The organism is Ruegeria sp. YTSC199 (assembly GCF_059609725.1).
In genome coordinates this window covers 1-12,488 of sequence record NZ_JBXWMF010000036.1, presented here as the reverse complement: position 1 = coordinate 12,488, position 12,488 = coordinate 1, and the positions used below count along the sequence as shown (strand labels likewise).

Here is a 12,488-nt window from a genome sequence, read left to right as displayed (position 1 = left end):
GCGTATTGTTACAGCACCAACAGCAGATGGATGAAGAAGCCAGCAATTCAGCTCCGAGCGGCTACGGCTTCATCAATACATACAGCATTAGGGTTGGCGTTCACCTGCTCCAACATCCTCAAAACTTCGGCTTTCCAACCTGCTTTGATCTTTAAAGCTAGCTGAGACGGTGGTCGGTGGTCAGGCTCAAGGAGCGCGTATTCATATCTGAGCGGTTTCTCGAAGGGTAAGAACGTAACCTTTCCGTTCGAAAGGTGTAGCTCCCGTTCAGTCGCTACGGTCAACGGATCCACGATCGAATAACACTGACCTGAGCTCACAAAGGGTATCAACGGCAGAAAGTACTGACAGGTCACCGTTGGATTGTAGTTAGCAGATACATCCTGAAATTCTTGCCGAATTTTACTTTGGAATGGATGAGTGGCATGCAGCCCCCCCATAGGAACCCCGTCGAGATCGGAAATTGTTAAGATTTTGCGGGAAGCAAGCGGGCTGTCACGATCAACGGCACAAAAACAATCCGCCCGGATCAGCTCGGCAGAATACTGAGGCTCTTTCCTAGCCGAGTATTCAAAGTCCGCGAAGCCGAAATCTATATTCTGCGTCCCGGCAAGCTCCATAATCTGCGGCGAGCTGCGCGTTGACAAAGTGATGCGTATCTCTGGGTTCTCACCGACCGATTGGCTAATAAAACGTGGGAACAAAAAAGCGGACGGGCCCGGCATTGTTGCGATATTGAGGCTGCCGGAATGCCCTTTGATCAGCCCTTCCATTGTGCTGGAAATCGTCGCAAGACGGTCCAGAATACCGGTGGTCTCAGCCAGTAGATAATGCGCCTCAGGCACCGGCACCAGCCGCCTTCCCTTGCGTTCGAACAATGGCAGGCCCAGCGTCTTTTCAAGGTTCTTCAACGCAAGACTTATCGCAGGCTGTGTGCGGTTCAGTTTCTTGGCGGTCTGAGAGATGGAGCCGGTTTCCATCACCTCGCGGAATACGGTGAGCTGCGTCAGGTTCATTCTCACTATATAAAGGAAACCTTAGTTTTCTGAAATATAACAAATTTGTATTTATGCGAATTGTCTTTAGGCTTTCAGGATCGAAGTTCGGACCAACCGAATCCAACGAACCAACAACGGAGACAACGATGAAATTTGTGAAATGCTTGACTGGCCTTGCATTGGTAGGCGCACTGGCTGCCCCCGCACTGGCACAAGACCCGACCTTTTTCCGCATCGGCACCGGTGGCGCTGGCGGCACCTATTTTCCCATTGGCGGCACCATCGCCAACGGCATCTCAGCCCCTCCGGGCTCTCGCCCGTGCGAAGAGGGCGGGCAGTGTGGCGTTCCCGGCCTGATCGCCATTGCGCAATCCACCACCGCATCAGTCTTCAACAACGCCGCCGTGCAAAACGGTGAGCTTGAAGCCGGTCTGGCCGCGGCCGACGTCACGCGCTCGATGTATCTGGGCGAGGGCAAGTTCGAAGGCAAGCCTCATCCCAACCTGCGAGTCGTGGCCAACCTGTTCCCTGAAGACCTGCATCTGGTGCTGCCAGCCGGTGAGACGATCAACGATCTGGGCGATCTGGAGGGCAAACGCGTTGGAATCGCGCAAGCCGGTTCAGGCACACAGGTTGCCGTACTGCAAATGCTGGACGCTTGGGGCGTCAACCGCGACAACATGGACGAAGCCGAGCTGAACAACAGCCAGAGCGCCGAGCGTCTGGCCGATGGTCAGTTGGACGCCTATTTCTATGCCGCGGGCTGGCCGGTTGCCGCGATGGTGCAACTCTCCTCGACCAAGGGCATGAACCTGCACTCGTTCAGTGATGAGGATCTGGCCAAGATCAACGAGATCATTCCCGCCTATATCCCCTCGGCTATTCCGGGTGGTGTCTACGAAGGTATTGACGGTGAAACCAAGACCCCCGCGGTCAGCGCGATGCTGGTTGTTTCGTCGGACCTGTCAGAGGATCTGGTCTATCAATTGACCAAGGCCCTGTGGAACGACAACACCCGCAAGCTGCTGGATAACGGCCACGCCAAGGGTAAGCAGATCACTCCGGACACAGCCTTGGACGGTGTCGAGGCGTTGGGTGTTCCGCTGCATCCGGGCGCCGAGAAGTTCTATAAAGAAGCCGGGCTTCTTCAGTAACCACACCTCACTGACACCTGTCGACGGTGCCCCTGCGCGGGGCACCGTACTCTGGAATTTTGCAAAATCGGGGGGCCATCATGTCCGAGACCCAGAAACTTGATGACCACGAACTGACGGCCGAGGAACTGGCCGCTATTGAGGAACAGTTCGACGAAGGCGCCGCCGTTCGGCAGGTTACGCCCACCACTGGCAAAGTGCTGCGTGTCGTTGCCCTGATCTTTGCGTTCTATGAATTCCTCACCGCAGGTTTTGGCCTGCCTGCCGATCACTGGCACATGGGTATCTATTTGGCCCTGTTGTTCATTCTGGTCTACGCGACAATCCCGATTATCGGGGCCAAAAGCCTCTATGCCCTCAAGGTCAGCCGGTTCCGCATCGGCAACATACCCCTTTATGATCTGGTCTTCATGGCGCTCGGCATCGTTGCGGCGCTCTATGTCGGTATTGCCTGGCGTGGCATCCCGGCACTGGGAATCGAGGAACAGACGTTCCGCATGGGCAACCCAAACGCATATGACGTGTTTCTGGGTGTCGTCATCATCCTTCTGGTACTGGATATTGCGCGCCGCACGCTCGGCTGGGTGCTACCGCTGATCATCTGTGTGTTTATCTCATACGCGTTGCTAGGGCCGTATTTCCCCGGCTTGCTGCAGCACCCCGGCGTGAACTTCAAAACCTTCGTTTCGTCGATGTATTTCCCGCAAGAAGGCATCTACGGCGTCACTCTCTGGGTGGTTTCGACCATCGTGTTCCACTTCGTCCTGTTCGGCGTGATCGCGCAGCGTACCGGGTTGGGGCAGCTTTTCATCGACAACGCAACCATTTTGGCGGGCCGTTATACTGGCGGTCCGGCAAAAGTGTCGGTGGTATCCTCGGCCTTCTTCGGCACGATCTCGGGTTCTTCGGTGGCCAATACCGTATCAACCGGCGCGCTGACAATTCCCAACATGAAGCGCCTTGGATACCCCGGCCACTTTGCAGGCGGGGTCGAGGCCGCGTCCTCGGCTGGTGGACAAATCACGCCGCCGATCATGGGGGCGGCGGCCTTCATCATGGCCGAGTTCCTCGAAGTGCCGTACACGACCATCGTGATTGCAGCAATTTTCCCGGCGCTTCTACACTATGTCGGCGTCTTTGCCGTTGTTCACCTGATGGCGCGGAAGCTGAACCTTAAAGGTCTGACCAAAGACCAACTGCCGCAGCTCCAAGCCGTCTGGGCCGAGGGCTGGGCAAATATTGTGCCGCTTATCGGTCTGCTGGTGGTATTGTTCACAGGCTATACGCCATTTATGTCAGCCTTCTGCGGCATTTCTCTTGCCGTGATCGCGGGCATGTCGCGCATCAAACAGCCACCAACGCTGATCTATGCCGCAGCATTTCTCGCCTTCGTGTTGTGGAAATTCTCAGATGGTGGATTCGACCTGACCATGACGGCGATCCTGTGTGCCCTGTCCGTGGTTGCGACGCTCAACCCGCAGAAACGGATCGAAGTGCCCGAGATGCTGGCCGCAGTGGAACTGGGTGTGAAATACTCGCTGGCCGTGGGTGCGGCGGCTGCCGCGGTGGGCATCGTGGTTGGCGTAATCAACACTACCGGTATCGGCTTTCGCATCGGCTTTATGGTAACGCAAGGCGCGGGCAATCTGGCGTCAGATCTCTACAACATGATCTCGTTCGGTAGTTTCCAGCTGTTTGCAATGGAAGACCTTCAGCTTTTCATCTCGCTGGTATTCATCGCCATCGTTTGCATCCTGATGGGTGCAGGCATCCCGACCACGGCTCTCTACATCATGCTGGTTTCGGTCGCGCAGCCTGCGCTGGCGCAACTGGGCGTACCGCCAATCGCTAGCCACCTGTTCGTGCTTTATTACGGCGTGGTGTCTGAGATCACGCCTCCCGTTTGTACATCAGCTTATGCGGCAGCGGCCATTGCCAACTCGAACCCGTTCCGAACAGGGTTGTCCGCCTTTACCCTTGGGCTGGGCAAAGTGATCGCGCCAATGGCCTTTGTCTACGCCCCGGTTCTGCTGTTTGTGTCCTCAACCGGGTTTGATCTGTGGGAGTTCACATATACCGCAGCTAGCTGCATAGCCGGTGTTATTGCCCTGTCCGCAGCAGTGGTCGGTTACTGGCTGAAGCCACTGAACCTCGCGTCGCGTGTTCTGATGGCAATCGCGGGGGTGATCTTCGTTGCCCCGAGTCTGACAGCTGACCTAATAGCACTGGCAGTGGCCTCGCCGGTCATCGTCACCCAGTTGATCGCGCGTAATCGCAGCCAATCTCCGGCCTGATACGATGACAGAGCAAGTTACCATTATCGGCGCAGGGATCGTCGGTATCTGTTGCGCACTGTCTCTACAAGAGCGGGGCATAACGGTCCGTCTTGTAGACCGGGGTGACCCGGGGCAAGAAACCTCGTTCGGCAATGCGGGCGTGGTGTCACCCTGGTCGATCATTCCGCAGGCCGTTCCAGGCATTTGGAAGAAACTACCCCAAATGCTGTTGGACCCGAAAAGCGCACTGTCTGTCCGGGCGGGATTCTGGCCGAAGATGATCCCATGGGGGATGCGCTTTCTGGGTAAGTCCGGCGAAAAGTCTGTGCGCGAAGTCTCAGACGCGATGGAGGTTTTGTGTCGTCCCTCCATTGATTTGTACCGTCGGCATCTGGATGGCACCGGACACGAAGACCTGATCGCCGATAGCTTCTACGTACATGCATTCCGCAACCCGGAAGAAGCCGACCTGGACGGGCTTGGCTATTTGATCCGCCGGGAAAAAGGCGGCGATTTGGAGCGTATTGGCGGTCAGGAGTTGCGGCGCCTGGAACCCGCACTGACAGAGGAGTTCAAGGCCGCGATTGTGATCAAAGGTCAGGCCCGCGCGACATCTCCCGGGCGTGTGGGCGCAGTTCTGGCTGAAAAAGCACGCGCGCAAGGCGCCGAGATTGTACGGACTGAAATCACCAAGCTGACCCGCGGCGAGGACGGCGATTGGCAACTGGCCACGTTGGGCGAAACACTGCGCGCGCGCCATGTTGTCATTGCCGCCGGAGTGTGGTCCGCTGACCTGCTAAAACCACTGGGGCTGCCCGTGCCGCTGGCTGCTGAACGAGGATACCACGTTGAGTTTCCCATGCCCTCAGCCGCTCTGAACAATTCGGTCATGGACGTCGACGCAAAGGTGGTTGCAAGTTCGATGCAAGGCGGCCTGCGGATCGCTGGCACGGCCGAATTTGCCAGCATCAATACCCCTGCCGATCCGCGCAAGGAGTCGATACTGACCGAACAGGCCAAATCCATGGTTCCGGATCTTGATACAAGTCAGGCCCGGTTCTGGATGGGACGGCGTCCCTCTTTCCCTGACAGCCTTCCCGCAATTGGGCCGCTCAACGGCAGCGACGGGCTCTACGCTGCGTTCGGGCATTCTCATTACGGGCTTATGATGGCCCCGAAGACCGGTGAGCTTGTGGCCGATCTCGTCTCAGGGCGCAGGCCAAATATCGATCTGGCGCCCTATTCGTTGGCCCGGTTTTAACTTCCGCATCGAAAGGACTTGAACACCATGCCAGTTTACACGGGCGGACAGAATATCTGCGGGGCTTCGATCGGGGTCTTGTGCCTTGAAAGCTATTTCCCGAAACCGCCCGGGCACATAAAGAACCCGTCCAGCCTGCCGTTTCCGGTGCTCTACGAAATGATCGACGGTGTCACTGTCCCTACCCTACTGAACAATCCAACACCCGAATTGCTCGCTCCGTTCATTGAGGGCGCACAACGGCTCGAGGCCGAGGGTGTTCGGGCCATCACGGGCAGTTGCGGTTTTCTTGCCTTGTTTCAAAAGGAACTGGCGGCGGCAGTCTCCGTGCCTGTCTTCGCATCCAGCCTGATCCAGGTGCCCCTTGCATTTCACATGACCGGCGCAAACGCTCCGGTGGGTGTTCTGACCGCAGATGCGTCCGCCTTGACACAGAGGCATTTCGAAGGCGTTGGGGCCGCCGATATTCCCGTCGCAGTGCAAGGGTTAGAGGACACCAGCGAATTCGCTGAGGTGATTTTGCGAAACACGCGCACCCGCATGGATACTGATCTGATCGAGGACGAAGTCCTAAAAGCCGCGCTGCGATTAAAGCGCCAAGCACCGGATATGCGATCACTGGTACTGGAATGTACAGATTTGCCGCCATATGCCGCGCGCCTTCAGGAAGAGCTGCAACTTCCAATCTTCGATTTGACGACACTGGCGCAGATGGCGCATACCGTTGCGACGCGCAAAGCCTACGCCGGAATCATGCCTTGGGCGTAAAGGGACAGCAGTACTGCGCGGGACTTGGGGGAAATAAGTGTCCGTTGACCTTGCCATCCTGATGGCTGCCATCGGCCTTGGCGCAATGCTGCAAGTCGGTGTGGGCATTGGGTTTAGTATTATTGCAGGCCCGCCGATGATGATCCTGCTTGGTACTTCGACGGCAGTTCCCGTGCTACTGCTATTGAACACCGTTGTTTCAGCGGTAGCGACAGACCGGCACGTGCTGAAAGCCGACAAACAGACAATTCGCACGGCGATCATCGGATGCCTCGTCGGTGTGATTGCAGGCCTCGCAGTCTACCCCTTGCTGAGTGAGGCGTTTGTCCTTGGCTTGACGGCCAGCCTGCTGTTGATCGGGCTTATGACGACTTTGCTGCCCTTGCGCCGCTCCATTGGAACAGCGGGATTTTCAACTGTTTCAGGGTTGTCTGGGCTGGCAACCGTTTGGGCGGCAACACCGGGTCCTCTTATGGTTTTCGGATTGATTGCAAAAGGCCGCCCAGCCAAAGAAGTTGCAAAGCTGGTTCAACCCATTGCGCTGGTGGCATACGGCATCGCATTTTTGTTGCACAGCGTTTCAGAGGCGCAAGTTTTCAACTATGGCCCGCAGCTATGGGGCTTCCTCGCGCTCACGCTGATTGGCAGCCTTCTCGGTCGCGTAGTAGGCCCTTGCTTACCACAATCGCTAGTCACAACGGCTATCCGCGTGGTTTCTTTGATTGCGTGCAGTGTTCTCTTTCATCGCGCATTTACGATCGCATAAAATCGAAGGGCTGACGATGACGAAAAAAAACAATCTGGACAGGTATCCTCGGGTTCAACTCATGACCGGTCCAACCCCCTTGGAGCGGTTGGACCGACTGTCTGTGGAATTGGGCATAGACCTTTGGCTGAAACGCGATGACCTGACCGGTCTTGGCTTTGGCGGAAACAAAACGCGGCAACTCGAGTTCTACTTTGGCGATGCGCAGCAACAAGGTGCCGATACCATTCTGATCACCGGCGCCGTTCAGTCCAACTTTGTTCGATCTGCGGCAGCTGCAGCGGCCAAATTGGGTATGCAATCCGTCCTGCAACTGGAAGAGCGTGTGCCGGATATGAGCGAGGAGTACTACAGTTCCGGGAATGTTCTGTTGGCACAAATTCTGGGCGCTGAGCAATTGAGCTATCCCGAGGGCGAAGATGAAGCCGGTGCCGACGCTGCGTTGCATGCACGCGCCGAAGAACTGAAGGCTCAAGGGCGCAAACCCTATGTCATTCACTTGGGATTGAACCATCCACCCTTGGGTGCCTTGGGTTATGTCGTCGCCGGACAGGAATTGTGCCAGCAGATGCCGAGTTTCGACGCAGTCGTTGTTCCGTCAGGTAGCGGTGCAACACATGGAGGCATGTTGACTGGAATAGAGCTGGAAGAAAATGCCGCCACTGTGTTCGGAGTCTGCGTGCGCAGAGATCGCGATCAGCAAAAGGTCCGAATGAATACCGTTCTGCAGAAACTGGCGGATTTGTTGGATATCGACGCAGTGCCATTGCAGGACAAGGTCAACGTTCTGGATGAGGCGCTGCCTCCCGGCTACGGCAAACTAAATGGAATGACGCAGGCTGCATTGGAAAAGATGGCTCGTACCGAAGGAATATTCCTTGATCCCGTCTATTCTGCGAAAACTTTTGCGGGGTTGTTGCATTTGGTGAGCACGGGAAAAATTCAACCGGGGCAGAAAGTTGTCATGTTGCACACGGGTGGCCTGCCTGCACTCTTCGGATACCAAAGAGAGTTGATAAACAACCAATCCTGAGAAACAAACCGCTGAAGACAGCACCACCAGCGACTTCCGACTTTTACCCCAGTCCCTGTCAGTGCTTCGGTAATGGTGAAGAGGTATGCTGGGTGACTCCCTTATATCGCTGTCTCTGCGTGAAGCATTTCCTCATCATCCGTTACCTCTGCCTCTCCAACTGTATGCATCAGTTGCGTTGTGAGATCCAAATGACTGGCGGTCACGAAGTAGATTTCGTGTCTTATGCAACAAAAAAACTTAACCACGTTGCCATCGATTTGGTGCTGGCCGTGGTAGTCACACTTGCGTTCCTTACCAATCCACTTATGAAAGAGCCGTCAATTGACCTGAGGGAAATTTTGCGATGCGCATGCGCGATACGTTCATCAAGCCGATGCACCCGGAAGGTATTCGGTTTGTCGCAATCTTTGCCGCCATAACGGTCGGCCTATTTCTTCTGTCCGAAGTGCTGGGTTGGATTGGCGTCGGCCTCACAGTCTGGTGCTACTATTTCTTTCGGGATCCGGAACGCGTGCCTCCGACAGGAGAAGGGCTGATTGTCAGCCCTGCGGACGGGGTGGTTTCGCTGATCGAAGCGGCGGTGCCGCCGAACGAGCTTGGAATGCCCGATGCGCCTCTCACCCGTGTCAGTGTGTTCATGAGTGTATTCAACTGTCACGTGAACCGGACGCCCATTGAAGGTGAGGTTACCGCGGTTGCTTACCGCCCCGGCAAGTTTTTCAACGCATCCCTGGACAAGGCCAGTGCCGACAACGAGCGCAACAGCCTGCGTATCCGTATGACGAACGGTCAAGACCTGGCCGTTGTCCAGATTGCCGGCCTGGTGGCCAGACGGATCGTCTGCTTTGTAAAACCCGGCGCCGCGCTGCAAACCGGAGAGCGATTTGGGTTGATCCGCTTCGGGTCACGGCTGGATGTCTATCTTCCCGATGGGGTGGACCCGCAGGTACGTGTCGGGCAAACGATGATTGCCGGCGAGACCGTCCTTGCCAGTTTGCACATACCCGAAGAAAAGTAGGTAGTTGGATCAGTGGCAGAACCATCCGAACAGGGAGAGAAAGGGTTTGCGCTGATCCATTTGCTTCCCAATGCGTTAACCATAACGGCTATTTGCGCGGGCCTGTCAGCAATCAGATTTGGAGTTCAGGGCAACTACGTGCTGGCGGTGCAGCTCATTATTGCCGCCTGTGTTCTGGATGGGTTGGATGGACGTATTGCCCGCCTGCTCAGCAGTGACAGCAAACTGGGGGCCGAGCTAGACTCACTTGCAGATTTCCTGAACTTCGGAGTGGCTCCGCCGCTCGTTCTCTATTTCTGGGCCTTGCAGGATATACGCAGTGCTGCGTGGCTTGCAGTCCTGTTTTTTGCGGTGTGCTGCGTCATGCGCCTTGCCCGGTTCAATGTGGGTAGCAAATCTGAGACCTGCGATCAGGACAGCGCCTATTTCGAGGGCGTCCCCGCCCCTGCTGGAGCCCTGCTGGTCATGATGCCAATGTATCTGTCCTTCGCTTTCGCGGATGCCCCATTGCTGCCCAGTATTTTTATTTGCCTCTACATGGTGACAATCGGTCTTCTGCTTGTAAGCCACATACCGACTTGGTCGTTCAAGACCACAAGAATCTCCCGTGAAAACGTAAAGTACTTCCTCATCGGCGTCGCCGTTGCAGGTGCCGCGCTCCTGACCTTTGCCTGGGTCACGCTGATCGCACTCTGTCTCACATATGTGGTGGTGGTCGCGTGGGCATGGTCCGACAGGAAAACTACTTCTAACCGTTAAGGACTCGATATGGACATCAAAGCCGTTCAAACCTCCTATGCTCGTTGGGCACCCGTCTATGACAAGACGTTTGGAGCCATCACCAATGCCGGGCGGCAACACGCGGTTGAATATATCAACAGACGCGCTGGAAAGATTCTTGAAGTTGGCGTCGGCACTGGGCTGTCATTGGAGCATTACGGGCCCGAGACGCAGGTGACAGGGATCGATTTCAGCGAGGAGATGCTGCAAAAGGCCCGCAAAAAGGTAAAGGCTATGTCGCTCAGTCATGTCACCGAGTTGAGGCAAATGGACGCCCGCGCGCTTGATTTTCCAGAAAACCATTTCGATACGGTTGCGGCGATGCACGTTCTGTCCGTCGTTCCGGACCCGGAAAGGGTGATGACGGAAATAGCCAGGGTCTGCAAACCGGGTGGCAAAGTGGTGATTACAAACCATTTCCAACGAGACCGGGGACTGCTTGCTTCTCTGGAAAGGGTTTTTTCGCCACTTGCAAATACAATCGGCTGGCATTCCGATTTTGAGATTGAAACGGTGCTGAAAGAGGATGCGCTTGCCGTCGAAGAACAAAGACAAATTCCTCCGCTGGGCATGATGACTTTTTTGGTATTGAAGAAAACAATGGTCGCGTAACAGTCTTCTAAAAGAAGGTTTTGCGGCCCTAAACACGGAACCGAGCAACATCCTTTCCGCCCGCCAATTTAACAAATTCTCTCTTCTGCGAGTCGAATTTGCAACCGCGGGGTGCGCGCATTGAAGTGTCATAAATCCGCGATCTTCCGCGAGATAATACGACATTCGTGGGGCGATGATGCTTTACCGAAGAAAATTCTGGATTTTTCGGAAAGTTACACGCCATTGGGTGTCAGCGCAGTTTAGTCGGCATCTTCCATCTTGGTGGCGTTCAGTTGAGCAAACAACTCGGGTCCGACGCGGTCATAGAGTTCCAACTGCGTTTCGAGGAAATCAATGTGGCCTTCTTCGTCTGACATCAAGCTTTCGAACAAACCCATGGAAACATAGTCACCTGCGGCTTTGCAGACATCTCGCGCTTCCTTGTAGAGGGCACGAGCGCTTATCTCAGCAGCCAAATCACATTCCAGAGTTTCTCGTGGATTCTCTCCGATCCTTAGCGGGTCCAGTTTTTGCAGGTTGGGATGGCCCTCAAGAAAAATGATCCGCTCGATCAATTTGTCGGCGTGTTCCATCTCCTCGATGGATTCTTCCCGGCTTTTCTTGGCCATGCTCCCAAGTCCCCAGTCATCCTGGAGGCGGTAGTGAAGCCAGTATTGGCTGACGGCTGTCAGTTCGTGCCGAAGCGCTTTGTTCAGATATTCGATTACCTTTTTGTCACCCTTCATAAATGGCCTCCATGGCTTCATGATCGCCTTGCTTGGACGAGGTTTTCGGTGGCTGATCTTAACATTTTTTAGAATTGTTCCAAAATCAACAGATTACCCTTTACCTTCAGTTAACTAACCAAAATTCCGACGATTCTTGTTAGTTTTATCCTGGGAACTGGCAAAGCGCGATCGTCATTGCTTCCGGGCTGAGTACGGTGCGATCCCCCCGGCACTGCAATGCCGAACCTGCCGGGTTTTCGCATTTTGCAGATCAGTTGGTGTACGGATTAAACCTTAGTACCATTGTCAGGTATTGCGTGTTGAAGTGGTCCCATATCAAGATGCAGGCAATCAATTGAAATCCAAAGGAAGACGTCCTCCCTCTCAATGCGCCCGAGCTGCAGGAGAGGACGATGCAGATCGTCAATCATCTACGCGTGGTTGCACTGTAGTGCCGATCGTCCTCGCGTGTTTATTTGGATCAGGCTTGCGCCCTGCTGCTGGCTGGACCGCGTGTTCGAAGCGGTAAAAAGAGTGACGACGACAGTTTCCGTTTTCTCACTCGATCCCGAAACCCTCACTGGACGCAGCAAAACCTGGCCTTTTTTGATCCGGTCGATTTCCGAGCAATTACATGTTTTAGCATTAATCTAAAGCCATCCTGGAATTCTTTTCTGATCTTTTAGCTAGGGTCAGGATGCATTGATTTTGAAAGCGCTGCATAATTCACGGTTCGAAAAACGGAGCGGTGATATGAGCGACCTTTTCTGGCTGACTGACAAGCAGATGGCCAAACTTTCCCCTTTCTTCCCGCGGTCGCATGGCAAGCCACGGGTCGATGACAAGAGGGTGCTGAGCGGGATTATCTTCATCAATCGCAATGGGTTGCGGTGGCGTGACGCTCCCAAAGAATACGGACCGCACAAGACGCTTTATAGCCGGTGGAAGCGTTGGAGTGAGAAAGGTATCTTCGCTCGGATGATGGTCGGCTTGGCAGCCGAACACGGCGAGGAAAAGACCGTGATGATCGACGCGACCGATCAGCCTTTTTGTCACCGCTGGCCAAGTCAGTGACTACATCGGTGCGCGAGCGCTACTGAGCAGTATTC

Annotated in this window: 11 protein-coding genes and 1 pseudogene; 10 read left to right on the top strand and 2 right to left on the bottom strand. The window is 55.1% G+C overall.

Going from position 1 to position 12,488, the window contains the following annotated elements; translation table 11 throughout:
• Nucleotides 1–47 precede the first annotated feature (47 nt).
• Nucleotides 48–1,016, bottom strand: coding sequence for a LysR family transcriptional regulator (locus AC2FEE_RS23145; RefSeq protein WP_496867808.1), 969 nt, complete (start codon nucleotides 1,014–1,016; stop codon nucleotides 48–50).
• A 128-nt stretch (nucleotides 1,017–1,144) separates the two neighbouring features.
• Here AC2FEE_RS23145 and AC2FEE_RS23140 point away from each other — a divergent pair, with 128 nt between their 5' ends.
• From AC2FEE_RS23140 to AC2FEE_RS23100, 9 genes are all read left to right on the top strand, one after another.
• Nucleotides 1,145–2,152, top strand: coding sequence for a TAXI family TRAP transporter solute-binding subunit (locus AC2FEE_RS23140; protein ID WP_496867807.1), 1,008 nt, complete (start codon nucleotides 1,145–1,147; stop codon nucleotides 2,150–2,152).
• A gap of 80 nt (nucleotides 2,153–2,232) precedes the next feature.
• Entirely contained in the window at nucleotides 2,233–4,446 is a 2,214-nt protein-coding gene (locus tag AC2FEE_RS23135; protein WP_496867806.1) for a TRAP transporter permease, read from the top strand.
• Nucleotides 4,447–4,450: 4 nt separating this feature from the next.
• Entirely contained in the window at nucleotides 4,451–5,689 is a 1,239-nt protein-coding gene (locus tag AC2FEE_RS23130; RefSeq protein WP_496867805.1) for an NAD(P)/FAD-dependent oxidoreductase, read from the top strand.
• A gap of 27 nt (nucleotides 5,690–5,716) precedes the next feature.
• Nucleotides 5,717–6,457: an aspartate/glutamate racemase family protein gene (locus AC2FEE_RS23125; RefSeq protein WP_496867804.1), complete on the top strand. Its 741-nt coding sequence runs from the start codon at nucleotides 5,717–5,719 to the stop codon at nucleotides 6,455–6,457.
• A gap of 37 nt (nucleotides 6,458–6,494) precedes the next feature.
• Nucleotides 6,495–7,223, top strand: a complete 729-nt coding sequence (locus AC2FEE_RS23120) for a TSUP family transporter (RefSeq protein ID WP_496867803.1) — start codon at nucleotides 6,495–6,497, stop codon at nucleotides 7,221–7,223.
• Nucleotides 7,224–7,284: 61 nt separating this feature from the next.
• Nucleotides 7,285–8,256, top strand: coding sequence for a D-cysteine desulfhydrase family protein (locus AC2FEE_RS23115; RefSeq protein ID WP_496867802.1), 972 nt, complete (start codon nucleotides 7,285–7,287; stop codon nucleotides 8,254–8,256).
• Between the two features lie 346 nt (nucleotides 8,257–8,602).
• The gene (locus AC2FEE_RS23110) at nucleotides 8,603–9,277 is read left to right on the top strand and encodes a phosphatidylserine decarboxylase (RefSeq protein WP_496867801.1); all 675 of its coding nucleotides are present in this window, start codon (nucleotides 8,603–8,605) and stop codon (nucleotides 9,275–9,277) included.
• A gap of 12 nt (nucleotides 9,278–9,289) precedes the next feature.
• Entirely contained in the window at nucleotides 9,290–10,036 is a 747-nt protein-coding gene (gene pssA / locus AC2FEE_RS23105; RefSeq protein WP_496867800.1) for a CDP-diacylglycerol--serine O-phosphatidyltransferase, read from the top strand.
• Between the two features lie 9 nt (nucleotides 10,037–10,045).
• Nucleotides 10,046–10,669: a class I SAM-dependent methyltransferase gene (locus tag AC2FEE_RS23100; protein WP_496867799.1), complete on the top strand. Its 624-nt coding sequence runs from the start codon at nucleotides 10,046–10,048 to the stop codon at nucleotides 10,667–10,669.
• 242 nt (nucleotides 10,670–10,911) lie between these two features.
• On the opposite strand, the gene bfr is transcribed toward AC2FEE_RS23100, so the two are convergent.
• Nucleotides 10,912–11,397, bottom strand: coding sequence for a bacterioferritin (gene bfr, locus AC2FEE_RS23095; protein WP_496867798.1), 486 nt, complete (start codon nucleotides 11,395–11,397; stop codon nucleotides 10,912–10,914).
• Nucleotides 11,398–12,132: 735 nt separating this feature from the next.
• Between bfr and AC2FEE_RS23090 the strand changes: the two are divergent.
• A pseudogene (locus AC2FEE_RS23090) lies at nucleotides 12,133–12,488 on the top strand (transposase); the annotation flags it as partial.